This is a genomic window from Bacteroidota bacterium (assembly GCA_016722375.1).
Taxonomy (GTDB): Bacteria; Bacteroidota; Bacteroidia; order Chitinophagales; family LD1; genus Bog-950.
On record JADKJG010000006.1, the window covers coordinates 236,312 to 252,087 of the forward strand.

Below are 15,776 nucleotides of genomic sequence, written 5' to 3' on the forward strand. Positions count from 1 at the left end.
CATGCGGCTCAGTAAACTGTAGATTTGTGTTGGTGTTTGTGCATTTTAAGAGTTCAAAGGAGTGCTTGTGTCTTTTGTTGTTGTTTGAACTTCTGGGTCGTTGGCGCAAGTCTCTCTGTTGGGCTTGGTGTCGGAGGGAAATGTGGTTTTTCCTGCCCGTCGTGTCAATGTCACTTCCTCTTGCTTTTCCATTCACCGGATACTTCTTTTAAAATCAACTCTACTCCTTCTGCCCATGCGGTGGCGGAAGTGAACCAACTCCGATGCTTCACAGGGCGAACCGTTGGCAAAACTCTTTCTCCGAAAATATTGAAATAAACATCTCCCATTGCTCGCTTTCACCGAGTTGCGAACGGTTAGAGCAAGCCCACCAGGCGATGGTTTGCCGGCATGTCGCTGTAATGTTTGAAATGCCCAACTGTTGTCGTCCGAGGGTTTCTTCAAGCGCAAGTGGGACGTGGCTTTGGCTTCATATGGAATCTGCAAGATTTTAACATTCGTTCACTTCTTGCCTCTTTTTACTCCAACCTGATATGTCTTTCCGGGGGGTTTGGGGGGGGGGGTTTATAAGAGGGGGGCCTCCCCCCGGGGGGGGGGGGGGGGACCGGGCCGGGGGAGGGTTGGGTTGTTTGGCTTTAGCCGTGATTTAAACTACAAAAGTCTTAAAGACTTTTGTAGTCTTCGGCCACCTATTTAGATTGGTGAGTCACCAACTGATAGGGAAATTATTATGGCTAAAGCCATTTAATAAGAGCCGGATTCTCCAATAGATTGTCCTTGATTGGATTTAGTTTCAAACTTAGACCAGAAGGAGAACATACCGATCTAATTAATTAATCCCCCAATCCTTGTTGAGGTGGGAGCGGGGTCTTTATCCTCTTTGTTTCTTTGAAAATCCATTTGCCATCTTGATAAGCAAAAACAAATTGTATTCTATCGATAAAAGATTTTTCCGGCTTATTGAACATATCCAATTGTGGTTCATAGCATTTCATTACGGTATCAAAATTAATAGCCTCCTGTTCATTATCCCACCCGCTAATTTTGGTATAGTTTTTAATAGAGAAACTGACGTTTCCACAACGAGCATTACTCCTATCTTCAAAATCAATCTCAATATATCCCAAGAACGGCGAGATTATTGATTCTGTCCGTTTGATGTCAAAAGACAAATTGCTCCCTTTATATTCAAGAATATAAACTAAAATACCCGTAGGACTATTAGTATATGCTTGCTTGTAAACCAATTTGTGAGATGTTTGAATAAATGCTGAAAATTTTTCCACAACAAAATTAAATGACTGCACAACTTTTTGTTGATCATCCTGACCAAGAAGGTTTAACGTATCGCCTAAGAGTAGGACTATAAGACCCGTAATTATTTTTGATTTCATAACTTCCCCTTATTTGATTTTTCTTTGTCCAATAATAAGTAGATATAACGTCATCAACAAATGGAATTCCTTCTCCCCCCTGGATGTAGGCTATCCCTCCGCCCTACCAAGCATTCAGCATATAGCTAAAGAACACCACGCAAAGAAAAACCAGACCATCTTTTTTCAAGGCGGCTGCATCGCAAACACCCCACCCCCAACTGGCATCACCCTTAAACACCGATAAAAGTCTCCTGATATCAAATTTGAACTGGCTAAGTCTATCAACTAATCCGCTAATATTTTTTATCTAAAAAATAGTTAGCTGATTGCTTTATAATTATTTCCCGTGATTAATAATCAATTTCCTATTGAAATAAAATAATTAAAAACCTCTATTTTTAAAAGAATAATTGCTTAAATACATTAACGTATGACTAATAATAGTTAGCCGTCAGTTATAAAATAATGGCGTTAATCTTAAAAATTACTGCCTGAGTGGTGTTTATAATAATAAAGCTTATTTTTGTAGCCTATTATAATCAAAACAAAAAAGACAAAACCATGAAAGAAGCCAAGAGGCAGTACAAAATGAGCGATGCGAAGCTGATTCAGACTTCGGATAATGTGTTGGGAAGCGCCAATCGCGACCTGGCCGAACTGGCTACCTACGGCGTAGATGCAGGGAAGTTGGCGGTGATTGAGGGTTTGCGCGATACGTTTGACGCGACGGCGACGGACGAGGAGTTGATGGGCGACCTGGTGGTGGCGACCGACAACCGGAACGAGGCGGCGGAGTTGGTGCGGGGAGCGATTCGGCCTATTGCGGCGCGGTTTGCGGTGAAGTATGGCGAGGACAGCGGGCAGTATCGCGCCTTGAGGATGGACAGTTTGAGTCAGCAGGATGTGAATGATTTGGTGCGCACGGCGCGGGTGGTGAGTCGGCGCAGCAACTTGGCGATGGCCGATTTGGCAGGCGATGGTTTGACGGGGGCTATTGTGGATGATTTGAATTTTAAAAATGATTCGCTGGATAATTTAATTGATGTGCAGATTGACGCGGTGAAGAATCGCGACATCGCGGTGGACGATCGAATCAAGAAAGGCAATGAGTTGTACACGGCGGTGGTGAAGCTGGCGGAGTATGGCAAAAGTGCATGGCTGAATGTGAACGAGGCGAAGTATAATGACTATGTGTTGAACGAGTCGAGCAAGAAAAATGCACAGGTGCTGGAGGGCACGGTGGCGGGCGGCATGATTGTGAATTTGAGCGCGACGGACATCAAGGCTGATACGGATATTACAGTGACCGTTACCGGTTCGTCTTTACGAATTTATTTCAGCAATGATCCGGCAGGCGGTGTGAATGGTTTTGAGCAGATAGTGTTTGCCGGTACACCGGTGACGGTGAAGGCGGGCGTGATTGGTTTTGCCACCGGTCTGCGCGAGCGACTGAATCTTTATAACGCAGACGCACCCGGAGGCGGTTATCACGTGGTGGTGGAGGCGTAGAGACGCAATATTTTGCGTCTTCAAAAAAGAGGTGAAAGATATTTTACGTTTTTCAAAATAGAGACGCAAAATATTGCGTCTCTACGTTGCGGCAGGGATAGAGGCGGCATCCTTTTTTATCCAATAAAAAATAAGCGAGTCGAAAAAGATATAGCCGAAAGCCCGGCTGCCGCCCAAATTATTTTTTTAAATATCGAGGCCGAATTGTTTGGCGGTTTGTTTAGCTATTTCGTAGCCCGCATCGGCGTGGCGGATGACGCCGAGGGCGGGGTCGTTGTGGAGCACTCGTTTCAATCTGCGTTTGGCGTCTTCGGTGCCGTCGGCGACGATGACCATTCCTGCATGAAGTGAATAACCCATGCCCACGCCACCGCCGTGATGAAAGGATACCCAACTGGCGCCACCGGCAGTATTGATGAGGGCGTTGAGGATTGGCCAGTCAGCAATGGCATCGCTGCCGTCCATCATGGCTTCGGTTTCGCGGTTGGGCGAGGCGACGGAGCCGGTGTCGAGGTGGTCGCGACCGATGACGATGGGGGCTTTGAGTTTACTGGTCTTGACCAGTTCGTTGAATGCAAGTCCTGCAATTTCTCTTTCGCCCATGCCGAGCCAGCAGATGCGGGCGGGGAGGCCTTGGAAGGCAATTTTTTCTTTAGCAAGATGCAGCCAGCGCAGCAAACCTGTATTGTTTGGAAAAAGTTTTTTCAGTTTTTCATCACAAATAAAAATGTCATTCTCATCGCCGCTCAATGCGACGAAGCGAAAAGGTCCTTTGCCCTCGCAGAAAAGCGGACGAACATAAGCAGGCACAAAGCCGGGGAAATCAAAAGCGTTCTTCACATCGCGTTTGTCTTTGGCTTGTCCGCGAATGTTGTTGCCGTAATCAAAAGTGATAGCGCCGCGTTTTTGCAGTTCGAGCATTTGGCGGACATGCTTGGCAATGGTGTCGAGTGAAAGTCGGATGTATTCCTCCGGATTTGATTCGCGTAAAGCCTTTGCTTCTTCCACGTTCATCGCTTCGGGAAAATATCCGACGAGTTCATCGTGGGCGGAGGTTTGGTCAGTGAGGGTGTCGGGTGTGATGTTGCGGTCTATCAATCTTTGCAAAAGGTCCACCGCGTTGCCGCAATATCCGATAGAAACCGCTTCGCCTTTTTGTTTGGCATCGAGCGCCCAGTCAATGGCTTCATCTAAATTCAAAGTGTATTGATCGAGATAGCGGGTTTCGATTCGTTTTTTGATTCTCCATTCTTCCATTTCTGCAGCGAGGCATACGCCTTCGTTCATGGTGATAGCTAAAGGCTGCGCGCCGCCCATGCCGCCGAGTCCGGCGGTGACGTTCAGCTTTCCTTTCAAAGAAGCATTGAAATGTTGCGAAGCGAGCGAGAGGTAAGTTTCATACGTGCCTTGTACAATTCCTTGCGAGCCGATATAAATCCAGGAACCGGCGGTCATCTGTCCGTACATGATGAGGCCTTTTTTTTCCAGTTCGCGGAAATGTTCCCAAGTAGCCCATTTGCCGACGAGGTTGGAGTTGGCAATCAGCACACGTGGCGCATCTTTGTGTGAGCGCAAAACGCCGACCGGTTTGCCGCTTTGAATCATCAGCGTTTCATCTTCTTCCAAATCTTTGAGACACTGGACTATCTTATCAAAGGCTTCCCAGTTTCGGGCAGCTTTGCCCAGCCCTCCGTAAACGATTAAATCTTCGGGTCGTTCGGCAACTTCTGGATCGAGGTTGTTGTACAACATTCGCAGAGCGGCTTCTTGTACCCAGCCTTTGCATTGAAGTTGGGTGCCGTGGGCTGCACGAAGATTTTTCCGAAGCTCCGGTTGCATTCTATTAGTTTTAGTTAGTGGGTATGGAGGAGTCAATTTTATTTGCCCAAGCCATTATACCTCCTTGTAGGTTGTAGAGGTTTGTATAGCCGTAATTGTTTTCTAAATATTGAATGACGTTTCCACTTCTAGAACCGCTTCGACAGTGAATAACGACGGGCTTGTCTTTAGAAATTTTATCGAGGTTGTCTAGTATATCTCCGACGGGAATTAGTTCTCCGTTGATGTTGCCGTTTTCAAATTCATGCGGCTCGCGGACATCAATTAGTTGGAAGTCTTGTTTGGTGTCCATCATTTGTTTTAGTTCTTCTACGGTCTTTTCTTTCATGGCTTTATGTTTTTAATCAATGATCATACAGGCAGCTACGGTGATGTTGGTGGCTTCTTCAATTAGAATGAAGCTTCCGGTGTCTCTATTTTTAGTGTAGGGGTCAAAGCAGAGTTGCGCGGTGGTGCGGAGTGAGATTCTCCCGACATCGTTCATGCCGATAGAGACGTTTTCGGTTATTCTGTGCAGGGTGTTTATATCCAGTTTGTATTTCACTTCTTTGATGATGGCGCGGACTTCTTTGGTGGTATGCCTTAGAAAATATTTTCCATTAAGTTGAAGTGGTTTATCGGACATCCAGCATATCATGGCTTCTATATCTTGTCCCTGTCGTGGCAGATTGCCTTCGCGCACCAGCATATCACCGCGTGAGATATCAATATCGTCTTCTAACAGCACCGTGACTGAAAGCGGAGCATAGGCCTCTTTTAATGGTTTGCCATCAAATTCTACCGCCTTGACTTTTGTTGTGAAGCCGGAAGGGAGCACGACGATCTTGTCTCCGGGGCGAATGACACCGCTGGCAATCCGACCGGCATATCCGCGATAATCATGAAATTGATTACTGTATGGACGAATGACCTGCTGCACCGGGAAGCGCATGTCTATATGGTTGATGTCGCTGGCAATGTGGATGGTTTCAAGCAGGTACATCAGTGTCACTCCATTATACCACTTCATATTCTCTGAACGGTGAACGATGTTGTCGCCCGTTAAGGCAGAAACGGGAATGAATTGTATGTCCTTAGTCTTTAAGCGGGTGGCAAATTCACGGTAATCAGCAATAATTTTATCGAATACTTTCTGATCCCATCCCACTAAGTCCATCTTATTAACGCATACGGCGATATGAGGTATTCCTAAAAGAGAGGCAATGATTGAATGTCGCTTGGTTTGTTCCGCAATTCCGTTTCGCGCGTCCACTAATATAATAGCTAGGTTGGCGGTAGAAGCGCCGGTCACCATATTTCGGGTGTATTGGATGTGGCCCGGAGTATCGGCAATGATGAATTTCCTTTTGGGGGTAGAGAAATAGCGATAGGCCACATCTATTGTAATGCCCTGTTCACGTTCTGCTTTGAGGCCGTCTGTCAGCAGGGCGAGGTTTACGTATTCCTCACCTCTTTTTTCGGAGGTGTTCTTAATGTTTTCGTATTGGTCTTCGAAAATGGATTTAGAATCGTAAAGTAATCGTCCAATCAAAGTTGACTTTCCGTCATCTACACTGCCTGCGGTAGTGAAACGGAGAAGTTCCATGTTGAGATAGCTCGTGGCATCAAATTTATCTTCCTTCATACTAAAAATATCCCTCTTTTTTTCTGTCTTCCATACTCGTTTCTCCACGTTTATCATCCGCCCTTCCACCTCTTTCAGTCGTCCTTGAGGAGGCAACCTCTTGGATAATATCATCCATCGTAGCGGCAGATGAAAGGGTGGCACCGGTGGAAGTGATATCACCGATAGTTCTGAAACGCACTATTTTTTCTTCTGCTTTTTCTTTTGGTTTCATTGGGATGTAGGGGCTTTCTGCCAGCAGAACTCCGTCGCGGTTAAACACTCTTCGTTTGTGAGAAAAATAAAGGGAGGGCATTTTAATTTCTTCCATGGCGAGATATTGCCAAACATCTAATTCGGTCCAATTTGAGATTGGAAATATCCTGAAATGTTCGCCTTGGTGCATTCTTCCATTGAATAGATTCCACAACTCCGGTCGTTGGTTCTTTGGGTCCCACTGTCCGAACTCGTCTCGATGAGAAAAGAAGCGTTCTTTTGCCCGGGCTTTTTCTTCATCGCGTCGTGCACCACCGATGCAGGCATCAAACTTGTATTTTTCAATCGTATCAAGTAGTGTGGTTGTTTGCAGGCGAATTCGGGAAGCGTTGTACCCTTTTTCCTCAAATACCCGTCCCTTGTCAATCGCTTCTTGTACCGAACCGACAATTAATTTTGCACCTAATTGTTCCACCAGCATATCTCGGTATGCGATAGTTTCCGGGAAGTTATGACCTGTATCTACGTGCACCAAGGGAAAAGGAATAGCAGCCGGATAGAAAGCCTTCCTTGCCAGATGAGTAACTAGGATAGAATCTTTCCCGCCACTGAAAAGGATAGCCGGATTTTGGAACTGTGCTGCCACTTCGCGCAGCACGAAAATGGATTCCGATTCGAGGGTCTTGAGATGATTGAGTGTATAGGACATTTTCTAATGCTGAATTTAGCGTGTTGAATGCTGAGTGACGATAGGTAAAATGTAATTCGTCAACTCCCTCACACTTTCTTCCACAGTTTTATCTTTTGTTTTGATTTCTAGATTGGGTTTATGGGGTTCTTCCCATGGGGCATTCACACCCGTAAAGTCCTTGATTTCTCCTTTTCTTGCTTTGGCGTAAAGCCCCTTTATATCCCGACGCTCACATTCCTCTAAAGGGGTATTTACATATACCTCAATAAAATCCTCCGCTCCGATAATACTTTTCGCCATCCCCCTTATTTCCTCCGTTGGGGATACAAAACTACAAAGGGTAATGATACCGTTATTTAAAAAGAGTTTGGCCACCTCAGCGATGCGACGAATGTTTTCTTTTCTATCCGTATCTGAAAAGCCTAGGTTATTGTTGATCCCTGTACGCACATTATCCCCATCCAATACCATGGTAAGAAAGCCCTGCTCTTGCAAGGACTTTTCCAAACCTTTTAAAATCGTGCTTTTCCCGGAACCACTCAAACCCGTCAGCCAAATTATTTTCGCGCGTTGGCCAAGCAAGGTCTCTTTGCTTTCGCGGTTGAAAAATTGATCAAATACAGGATGGATATTATCGGGAATGTTTGACATCAGAGCCGCAAAAATAGGCCATTAATTGCAAGAGGCAAGTAGAAGCCAGCTACAGTTGTTCCGTATTCTTATTAGCTAATTGGCCGCAAGCTGCGTCAATGTCTTTGCCGCGACTACGCCGAACAGCTACAGAGATTCCTTTATTTTTCAAGTACCTCACAAAAGCATCGCGTTTTTCTCGTTGCGCTTTTCGAAGTGTAACGCCCTCTACGTTATTATATTCTATGAGATTAATAAAAGCAGGAATCTGCTGGTACAACTGAATCAGGTGGTCGGCATCATCGAGGCTGTCGTTAAAATTATCGAAGAGGATATATTCAAAGGTGATTTTGTTTCCAGTTTTTTCATAAAAATAATTCAGAGATTCTATCAGCGTTTCAATGTTGTTTGAATGGTTGATGTCCATAATCTGGTCGCGCTTCTCATTGGTGGCAGCGTGAAGCGACAGGGCGAGATTAAATTTCATCCCCTCGTCAGTTAATCGCTTAATCCCTTTAGCGATACCGGAAGTAGAAACCGTAATTCGCTTTTGAGCCATGTTCAGCCCCTCGGGGGATGCGATAACACGAATGCTTCTCATTACATTTTCATAATTGAGTAGCGGTTCACCCATGCCCATGTAAACGATGTTGGTAAGCGGACGGTTCCCATGTTCCAAAGCATATTTGTTAAGCAAAATAACCTGATCATAAATTTCCCCAGCATCGAGATTTCGTTCTCGTTTTAGAAAGCCGGTGGCACAAAAGCTACAACTAAGCGAACATCCCACTTGTGATGAAACACAGGCGGTGTTTCGATCATCATCTGGAATCATCACCCCTTCGACTAATCGCGCGTCACGTAATTTCATACCAAGTTTTACGGTACCATCCTGACTTTTTTGAACCAAATGTTCTTGAACCGTTTCAAATGAAAATTGTTCCGATAATTTTGTCCTGAGCGATATGGATAGATTGGTCATCTCGTCGAAGGATCTGGCAGATTTTGCCCATAGCCATTCATAAACCTGTTTGGCGCGAAACTTTTGTTCGCCGAGTTTCTCCAACTCAACAATCAGGTCATCTTGTGTTAAATTTCGGATGTCTTTTTTGGTTGACATATTGACGCAAATGTACTTTTGTAAAACAAAAAACGGATTTGAGCTAACTCAAATCCGTTTAGAACTATTATACTAAGGTACTATTAATGAGGGTGCTTGTCGCTCACTTTAACAGGAGCTGGCGTAGCTGGTGTTGCTTTCACAGACGGAACCACAGTGCTACTTGGCGTAGTTTCTGTTGGAGTATGTGCAGATTCAACATCATTTACTGTACCCTGGATTTTAAGAGTTTCGTTTGCGTTCTTTGCATTGGAAGTAACCGTCACGGTTTTTGTAAAAGGACCAACTCGGTTTATATCGTAGTGAACCTTAATAGTTCCTTTGGCACCTGGGAGAACTGGCTCGGTAGGGCATGTAGGAACTGTGCAACCGCAGGACCCCCGACAGCTTGAAATTATCAACGGCGATTTACCTGTGTTGATAAATTTGAATTCGCGGGAGGCCGCTTTTTCATCACCTTTAGTGATTGTTCCATAATCAAGGGTCATATTTTCCCACTTGATTTCGGCGGCATTCGGATCTGGAGTCGCTGCCGCCGGAGCGTCTTGTGCATTTGCAAACATAGTTGCACCTACCAAGCTTAACATCATAAATACTTTTTTCATGGTTGTTCTTTGTTTTAGTTTAAAAATTTTATTGTCCTTTTGTGAATACAAATCTAATGTCTTTTACGGTGAAACTATATCATTAGGTTACATCGTTTAACGTTTTTTGGGCGCTTTTTTGTTAAATGTACCTGCATGCACGGAGTGATTTCGGTCTTCTACAAGATGTAATCTTTGAAATGGTATGCCTTTGCACAAAGATCAAGAGATTTCCCTTTGCCAGCGACGGGGTTCTTTGAGTTAGAAAATCGGCTCCCTCGCGGATTATCTCCCGGATGAGATGAATAGTTCAATCAGATTTTTGGTTTTGTCAGAATAGAACGAATTTGTTGTTGACAGTCAACGAGCTATTCGGGACCAGATGGTAAGCGAGGTACCTGTTAGCTTGAAATCAGGGGAGTGCTCAATAAACTGTGCTAGGTTTACGAAAGTATTTCTTAAAATAATTCACTCGAAATATCCGACCATTGTTTAGTTCGCCCTGTGCAGTATAATGTACTTTCACAAATTTCGGTTAGATATAGGTACTTGAAAGATGTATTAGCGGGGTACTTTTGACGAAAATTAAATTAGAAGATTATGGCCCGCATTCTCATTGCATCCATTGTAATTATTTTTTCGTTGTCATCCTGTTTGGTTACCAAAAAGAAGTTTGACGAACAGGTAGCGTTAGCAGATAAGTTATTGGCAGAAAAGAATGATTGCAACGATAAACTAAAAGAAGCGCAGGAAGGGATGGAAGATTTGAATCGGCAAATCGCAAGTTTGAATGAAGAAATTGCAAAGTTGAAAGACAGCAATGCTTCGCTACAGGAAAAGAACACAAAACTACAGGATTTGAAAGCGGAATCCGATGCTATTAATGAAAAGGTGAGGAGCAAGATGAATGAGCTCTCTAATCTGTCGGCTTCTGAAAAGGATAAACTGATGAAGCAATTAGCAGCGAAGGAAAAAGAACTAATGGATAGGAGTGAAGAGCTAAACCGCTTGAGCCGCGATCTGAATGAGCGGGATGCTAAAGTTCGGGAATTACAATCGCTGATTGCCAAAAAAGATTCGGCGGTGCAGGCCTTAAAGAAAAAAATGTTGGATGCCTTGACCGGTTTCGGCGCTGGGGATCTAACGGTTTACGAAAAGGACGGTAAAGTCTATGTAGCTTTAAGTGATAAGTTGTTATTCGCTACCGGTAGCTATTCTGTTGAGCCGAGAGGAAAGGAGGCGCTAAAGAAAATTGCGGAGGTGTTGAACAAAAATTCCGACATCTCTATTATGGTTGAAGGGCACACAGACAGTAAGCCTTATATTACCAGTACTACCGGGCCGATAAATAGTAATTGGGACCTGAGTGTGATGCGTGCATCAAGTGTTTCTAAAATTCTTACAGATGAAAACAAAGTAGATCCGCGACGCGTAACTCCGGCAGGTCGGAGCCAGTATTTTCCTGTCGAGAGCAATGATACTCCTGAAGGAAGGAGTAAAAACCGGCGTATTGAAATCGTGTTGACTCCAGATATCAAAGGTATTATGGATATACTAGGTGGCGCTCGTTGATTGGTTAACGACAAATTAGAACCATGCTTCGCTGGTTATTATTGCCTGCAAAATATAGGCACATTGAGAAATATATCGGCGACCGCCCCTTTGCTCTTTTAGATATTGGAGCGGGCAATCATTCTGCCTCCAAAACAAAAAAATGGTTTCCAAATTGCGAGTATCACGGGGTGGATTTGGATAAGACCTATAATAATGATGAGAACGACCTCCGGTTGATGCATGCTTTCTATGAAATGAACCTGGAAGATTTGCAGTTTGATATCATCCCTGATAATTATTTTGATTTTATCATGTGCGCCCACGTCATTGAACATTTGAAAAATGGGGATCTGGTGCTCGAAAAATTGTTGAGCAAAATTAAGGTCGGAGGATATTTATATGTAGAGTATCCGGGCTATCACTCAACGCAATTGCCTTCCATGTATGGTACGCTAAATTTCTTTGATGACCACACCCATGTCAGAATATACTCTGTGAGTGAACTCATGAACCTTTTTATGCGCAAAGGCATGAAGATAATATCCGGTGGTACGCGCAGACATTTACCTACTATGCTTTTAATGCCGCTTAAAATCTTTCATAACTTCTTTGTTTATAAGAAGGTATTGGCAAGTATTTTTTGGGACTATTTTGGTTTTGCGGAGTTTGTCCTGATTCAAAAACCGGTAGAGGCAAAGACCAACACAGAAAGGCAGACTATTAAGTATTAATGACTGTTTCTCCTGCTTCGATGCTTATAGAAAATAGTTAACGAATGCTGTTACATTCGCGCCATGATAGGCAAAGATAGCTCTGGAAATCCCGAAGCGGAGATGGGCTTTTTCGACCATGTAGAGGCACTTCGATGGCACCTCATCCGTTCAGTTATTGCAATTGTTTTATCGTCCTCCTTGGTGGGCGTTTACTACGAGTTTGTTTTTAACAAGATCATTTTGGGGATACAGTTCAAAGACTTTCCTACCTACCGGTTGATGTGTTGGGTTTCGACCAAACTACCTTTTCTGAAAGATATTTGTATAGATAAGGATATGGTCATCCCTTTATTGAATACCTCTTTGTTCGGGCAAATCACCTTGCTATTTCAATATTCTATCATTATCGGGCTGGTTATTTCATTTCCCTATCTCATCTGGGAATTGTGGCGGTTTGTGGCTCCTGCATTGAAACCAGAGGAACAAAAAAAGGTAGGCAAAGTGATTTTGGGTTCATCGGGATTCTTTTTTCTTGGGGTGACATTTTCCTACTTTGTTATCATTCCATTTTCAGTAAATTTTGCTGTGAACTTTTCTATCAGTCCGAGCATCAAAAACAATTTCACGATTGATAATTATATAGATTTCTTTACGGTCATGCTGCTTGCTATCGGTGCGGTGTTTGAAATGCCCGTCATTGTATATTTCCTTTCAAAATTAGGAATTCTGAAGTCCGCAATTATGCGGAAGAGCAGGAGATATGCTATACTGGTAATCGTCATTGTGGCGGGTATTATCACCCCTTCGCCTGATGTGTTCACTCAATGCCTTGTGGCGGTTCCGATTTATATCTTGTTTGAATTCAGCATCTTCATTGCTGCACGCAATGAGAAGAAACGTGAAAAGGAATTAAACGTGGAATCTTAAAACAATAGATAATGAAAATAGCGATAGGCAGCGACCATGCGGGGTTTGAATGCAAAACAGAATTGATAAAATTCCTAATCACTCACGGATTAGAGGTGAAGGATTTTGGTACTTATTCCAATGAATCGGCAGACTATCCTGATTTCGCTCATCCGGTATCTGTTGAGGTGGCAACTGGCAGATTTGATTTTGGTATCCTGATTTGCGGAAGTGCCAACGGGGTCGCAATGACGGCTAATAAGCATCAAGGAATCCGGGCGGCCATTGCTTGGAAACCGGAACTAGCCCAACTGGCTCGCCAACACAACGATGCCAATATTCTATGTCTTCCCGCGCGGTTCATTTCCATTGAAGAAGCCAAGCAATTTGCACTTCTTTTTATTCAAACTCCTTTTGAAGGTGGACGACATCAAAGAAGAGTAGATAAAATTTCCTGTTGATTTAATTTACCGACATGGTCTTTGAACGAAAGGATATTTCCAACGATGAGCTAATACGTCTTTATAAGCTCATCCTGAAACCGCGGGTGATTGAAGAGCGCATGCTCAAGTTGCTGCGGCAGGGGAGGGTGAGCAAATGGTTTTCGGGTATTGGCCAAGAGGCTATTTCGGTAGGTGTTACTGCCGCCTTGCAGGACGACGAATATGTTTGTCCGCTGCACCGCAACCTCGGAGTTTTTACAACCAGGAATTGCAATTTCCAGCAGTTGTTTGAACAATTTCAGGGAAAGGCAGGAGGATTTTCGCAAGGCAGAGAGCGCAGTTTCCATTTCGGCGCGAACCAGCATCACATCGTAGGAATGATTTCACATCTCGGTCCGCAGCTTTGTCTGGGTGACGGGATTGCGCTTGCTTCCAAACTGAAAAAAGAAAAGAAAATCACGGTGGCCTTTACCGGTGATGGCGGCACCAGCGAAGGTGATTTCCACGAGGCCTGCAACATTGCCGCCGTTTGGGACTTACCCATTATCATCTTGATTGAAAATAATGGTTACGGACTTTCGACTCCGGTCAACGAGCAATTTCGTTGCAAGTATCTGGCGGAACGTGCTGTCGGCTATGGGATGAAAGGATTGACCATAGATGGCAACAATATTTTGGAAGTCTATCAAACCGTTAAGCAACTGGCAAAAGAAATGAGAGATAATCCTCATCCCGTTCTGCTAGAATGTATGACTTTCCGTATGCGCGGACATGAAGAGGCGAGCGGAGTGAAATACGTTCCGAAAGAACTGCTCGAAGAATGGGCGAAGAAAGACCCTATTGCAAACTATGAAGACTGGCTGATAGACCAAGGCATTATCTCCCCCGACTATCCCGAACTGTTGAAAGCAGAAATGGACAAGGAGGTTCGCGCCGCTTTTGATGCCGCAGATAAGCAACCAGATGTGGTCGCTGATTCCGAAAAAGAACTGTCAGAAGTTTATGCGCCTTTCTCCTCAAACAACAAACAACCGACAACAAACAACCGACAACTGAAAAGATTTGTTGATGCTGTTTCCGATGGTCTTTATCAAAGTATGGAACGCTTTGACAATCTGGTCATCATGGGTCAGGATGTGGCGGAGTATGGAGGCGTGTTTAAAATCACGGATGGATTTGTAGAAAAGTTTGGAAAGGAAAGAGTACGCAATACTCCAATTTGTGAAAGCGGAATTTTGAGTGCTGCACTGGGCATGAGCGTGCAGGGAATGAAGACCGTGGTGGAGATGCAGTTTGCTGATTTTGTCGCGACGGGATTCAATGCCGTTGTCAATAACATCGCCAAATCATATTGGCGTTGGGGGCAAAATGCAGATGTGGTGGTTCGGATGCCGACCGGTGCCGGTGTAGGTGCGGGGCCTTTTCATTCGCAAAGCAATGAAGCCTGGTTTTTTCACGTACCTGGTTTGAAAATTGTTTATCCCGCTTTCCCGGAAGATGCCAAAGGACTTTTGTGCGCGGCTATTGAAGACCCGAATCCGATCATGTATTTTGAACACAAAGCACTTTACCGAAGTATTGAAGACAAAGTACCAAATGATTATTTCACCATCGAAATCGGAAAAGCAAAACTGGTGAGCGAAGGAGACGATGTTTCCATCATTACCTACGGTGCCGGTGTGCATTGGGCTTTAGAAACTATAAAACAGGAAAATATTTCTGCCGACATCCTCGATTTGCGAACCCTGATTCCTTTCGATAAAGAAGCGATTGAAACCACGGCGAAGAAAACCGGCAAGGTCATCATCCTTCACGAAGACACTTTGATAGGAGGCATCGGCGGAGAAATCTCGGCTTATATCACCGAGAACTTTTTTGAATACTTAGACGCACCCGTCATGCGCAGTGCATCTTTGGATACTCCGGTGCCCTTCGCTATTCCACTCGAAAAAAACTTCCTGCCAACAAAAAGATTTAAAGAAAAACTACTGAAACTGATTCAGTACTAAACGCTTGCTATCACTTTCAATTCAATAGCAATCGGGGAGGGGAGGGCCGTTACTTCCACCGTCGTGCGGCAAGGTTGGTTGTCTTTAAAATATTCCGCATAAATGCGATTGTAAGTATTGAAGTCGCGTTTCATGTTCACCAAAAAGACGGTCACGTCCACAATTTTATCCCAATTGCTTCCGGCTTCATCCAAGGCGATCTTCACATTCTTGAAAACCGAATGTACCTGTGCTTCGAAATCAAACTCCAGATAATTTCCATGCTGGTCTAATTTCAATCCCGGCACACCGTCCTTCCCTGCTTCGCGCGGGCCCATGCCTGAAACAAAAAGAAGGTTTCCCACTTTTTTGGTGGACGGATAAAGACCCATGGGGGTAGGAAGTTGATTTTCATTCTTCATGACTGTATCTATTTCGAGCCGAAAATAATTCATATCCGCAAAGAGTAATTTTATTGAGTCGGATTGGATAGCGCCTTCATTGGAATAGGGATAACACTGAGTTTGGTTGATATTCCAGCTCGACGAGTCTTAATAATAAGTCGAGAAAGTGTCATGCCACTTCACGAAAATACTTGCAAAGG

General features: G+C 44.2%; 17 protein-coding genes. 6 read left to right on the plus strand and 11 right to left on the minus strand.

The features are described 5' to 3' along the window. Positions 1–45: 45 nt before the first annotated feature. The 3 genes from IPP77_10225 to IPP77_10235 form a co-directional block, all read right to left on the minus strand. Positions 46–192 (minus strand): hypothetical protein, encoded by a 147-nt coding sequence (locus IPP77_10225; protein MBL0310029.1) that lies wholly within the window; start codon positions 190–192, stop codon positions 46–48. Continuing rightward, positions 193–486, minus strand: a complete 294-nt coding sequence (locus tag IPP77_10230; protein ID MBL0310030.1) for a hypothetical protein — start codon at positions 484–486, stop codon at positions 193–195. Between the two features lie 347 nt (positions 487–833). Continuing rightward, the gene (locus tag IPP77_10235) at positions 834–1,394 is read right to left on the minus strand and encodes a hypothetical protein (protein ID MBL0310031.1); all 561 of its coding nucleotides are present in this window, start codon (positions 1,392–1,394) and stop codon (positions 834–836) included. 543 nt (positions 1,395–1,937) lie between these two features. On the opposite strand from IPP77_10235, the gene IPP77_10240 reads away from it, so the two are divergent. Beyond that, the gene (locus IPP77_10240; protein ID MBL0310032.1) at positions 1,938–2,885 is read left to right on the plus strand and encodes a hypothetical protein; all 948 of its coding nucleotides are present in this window, start codon (positions 1,938–1,940) and stop codon (positions 2,883–2,885) included. Between the two features lie 186 nt (positions 2,886–3,071). Here IPP77_10240 and hutU read toward each other — a convergent pair whose 3' ends face one another. The 7 genes from hutU to IPP77_10275 form a co-directional block, all read right to left on the minus strand. Continuing rightward, entirely contained in the window at positions 3,072–4,724 is a 1,653-nt protein-coding gene (gene hutU / locus IPP77_10245) for a urocanate hydratase (GenBank protein ID MBL0310033.1), read from the minus strand. 10 nt (positions 4,725–4,734) lie between these two features. Beyond that, entirely contained in the window at positions 4,735–5,052 is a 318-nt protein-coding gene (locus IPP77_10250) for a rhodanese-like domain-containing protein (GenBank protein MBL0310034.1), read from the minus strand. A gap of 12 nt (positions 5,053–5,064) precedes the next feature. Then, complete coding sequence (gene cysN / locus IPP77_10255) at positions 5,065–6,348, minus strand: sulfate adenylyltransferase subunit CysN (GenBank protein ID MBL0310035.1); 1,284 nt, start codon at positions 6,346–6,348, stop codon at positions 5,065–5,067. A 1-nt stretch (position 6,349) separates the two neighbouring features. Then, positions 6,350–7,252, minus strand: a complete 903-nt coding sequence (gene cysD / locus IPP77_10260; GenBank protein MBL0310036.1) for a sulfate adenylyltransferase subunit CysD — start codon at positions 7,250–7,252, stop codon at positions 6,350–6,352. A 15-nt stretch (positions 7,253–7,267) separates the two neighbouring features. Further along, positions 7,268–7,885, minus strand: a complete 618-nt coding sequence (cysC, locus tag IPP77_10265; protein ID MBL0310037.1) for an adenylyl-sulfate kinase — start codon at positions 7,883–7,885, stop codon at positions 7,268–7,270. Between the two features lie 49 nt (positions 7,886–7,934). Further along, a complete protein-coding gene (gene rlmN, locus IPP77_10270) occupies positions 7,935–8,984 on the minus strand; it encodes a 23S rRNA (adenine(2503)-C(2))-methyltransferase RlmN (protein ID MBL0310038.1) in 1,050 nt (349 codons plus the stop codon). Positions 8,985–9,067: 83 nt separating this feature from the next. Beyond that, positions 9,068–9,589, minus strand: coding sequence for a DUF1573 domain-containing protein (locus IPP77_10275; GenBank protein ID MBL0310039.1), 522 nt, complete (start codon positions 9,587–9,589; stop codon positions 9,068–9,070). A gap of 579 nt (positions 9,590–10,168) precedes the next feature. Here IPP77_10275 and IPP77_10280 point away from each other — a divergent pair. The 5 genes from IPP77_10280 (at position 10,169) to IPP77_10300 (ending at position 15,193) form a co-directional block, all read left to right on the plus strand. Further along, positions 10,169–11,140: an OmpA family protein gene (locus IPP77_10280; protein MBL0310040.1), complete on the plus strand. Its 972-nt coding sequence runs from the start codon at positions 10,169–10,171 to the stop codon at positions 11,138–11,140. A 23-nt stretch (positions 11,141–11,163) separates the two neighbouring features. Beyond that, positions 11,164–11,853, plus strand: a complete 690-nt coding sequence (locus tag IPP77_10285) for a methyltransferase domain-containing protein (GenBank protein MBL0310041.1) — start codon at positions 11,164–11,166, stop codon at positions 11,851–11,853. Between the two features lie 63 nt (positions 11,854–11,916). Beyond that, entirely contained in the window at positions 11,917–12,762 is an 846-nt protein-coding gene (gene tatC, locus IPP77_10290; GenBank protein MBL0310042.1) for a twin-arginine translocase subunit TatC, read from the plus strand. A gap of 11 nt (positions 12,763–12,773) precedes the next feature. Next, the gene (rpiB, locus tag IPP77_10295; protein MBL0310043.1) at positions 12,774–13,202 is read left to right on the plus strand and encodes a ribose 5-phosphate isomerase B; all 429 of its coding nucleotides are present in this window, start codon (positions 12,774–12,776) and stop codon (positions 13,200–13,202) included. A gap of 14 nt (positions 13,203–13,216) precedes the next feature. After that, positions 13,217–15,193 carry a dehydrogenase E1 component subunit alpha/beta gene (locus IPP77_10300; protein MBL0310044.1) on the plus strand — a complete coding sequence of 659 codons (1,977 nt, stop codon included), beginning with the start codon at positions 13,217–13,219 and terminating at the stop codon, positions 15,191–15,193. Here IPP77_10300 and IPP77_10305 read toward each other — a convergent pair. Continuing rightward, entirely contained in the window at positions 15,190–15,594 is a 405-nt protein-coding gene (locus IPP77_10305) for a RidA family protein (GenBank protein MBL0310045.1), read from the minus strand. The two genes, IPP77_10300 and IPP77_10305, sit on opposite strands and share 4 nt — an antisense overlap. Positions 15,595–15,776 lie beyond the last annotated feature (182 nt).

Coding starts and splice junctions, on each gene's coding strand:
- IPP77_10285 (MBL0310041.1), top strand. CDS start 11,164: ATGCTTCGCTGGTTATTATTGCCTGCAAAATATAGGCACATTGAGAAA.
- cysC (MBL0310037.1), bottom strand. CDS start 7,885: ATGTCAAACATTCCCGATAATATCCATCCTGTATTTGATCAATTTTTC.
- cysD (MBL0310036.1), bottom strand. CDS start 7,252: ATGTCCTATACACTCAATCATCTCAAGACCCTCGAATCGGAATCCATT.
- tatC (MBL0310042.1), top strand. CDS start 11,917: ATGATAGGCAAAGATAGCTCTGGAAATCCCGAAGCGGAGATGGGCTTT.
- rpiB (MBL0310043.1), top strand. CDS start 12,774: ATGAAAATAGCGATAGGCAGCGACCATGCGGGGTTTGAATGCAAAACA.
- IPP77_10235 (MBL0310031.1), bottom strand. CDS start 1,394: ATGAAATCAAAAATAATTACGGGTCTTATAGTCCTACTCTTAGGCGAT.
- IPP77_10250 (MBL0310034.1), bottom strand. CDS start 5,052: ATGAAAGAAAAGACCGTAGAAGAACTAAAACAAATGATGGACACCAAA.
- rlmN (MBL0310038.1), bottom strand. CDS start 8,984: ATGTCAACCAAAAAAGACATCCGAAATTTAACACAAGATGACCTGATT.
- hutU (MBL0310033.1), bottom strand. CDS start 4,724: ATGCAACCGGAGCTTCGGAAAAATCTTCGTGCAGCCCACGGCACCCAA.
- cysN (MBL0310035.1), bottom strand. CDS start 6,348: ATGAAGGAAGATAAATTTGATGCCACGAGCTATCTCAACATGGAACTT.
- IPP77_10305 (MBL0310045.1), bottom strand. CDS start 15,594: ATGAAGAATGAAAATCAACTTCCTACCCCCATGGGTCTTTATCCGTCC.
- IPP77_10240 (MBL0310032.1), top strand. CDS start 1,938: ATGAAAGAAGCCAAGAGGCAGTACAAAATGAGCGATGCGAAGCTGATT.
- IPP77_10280 (MBL0310040.1), top strand. CDS start 10,169: ATGGCCCGCATTCTCATTGCATCCATTGTAATTATTTTTTCGTTGTCA.
- IPP77_10275 (MBL0310039.1), bottom strand. CDS start 9,589: ATGAAAAAAGTATTTATGATGTTAAGCTTGGTAGGTGCAACTATGTTT.
- IPP77_10300 (MBL0310044.1), top strand. CDS start 13,217: ATGGTCTTTGAACGAAAGGATATTTCCAACGATGAGCTAATACGTCTT.
- IPP77_10225 (MBL0310029.1), bottom strand. CDS start 192: ATGGAAAAGCAAGAGGAAGTGACATTGACACGACGGGCAGGAAAAACC.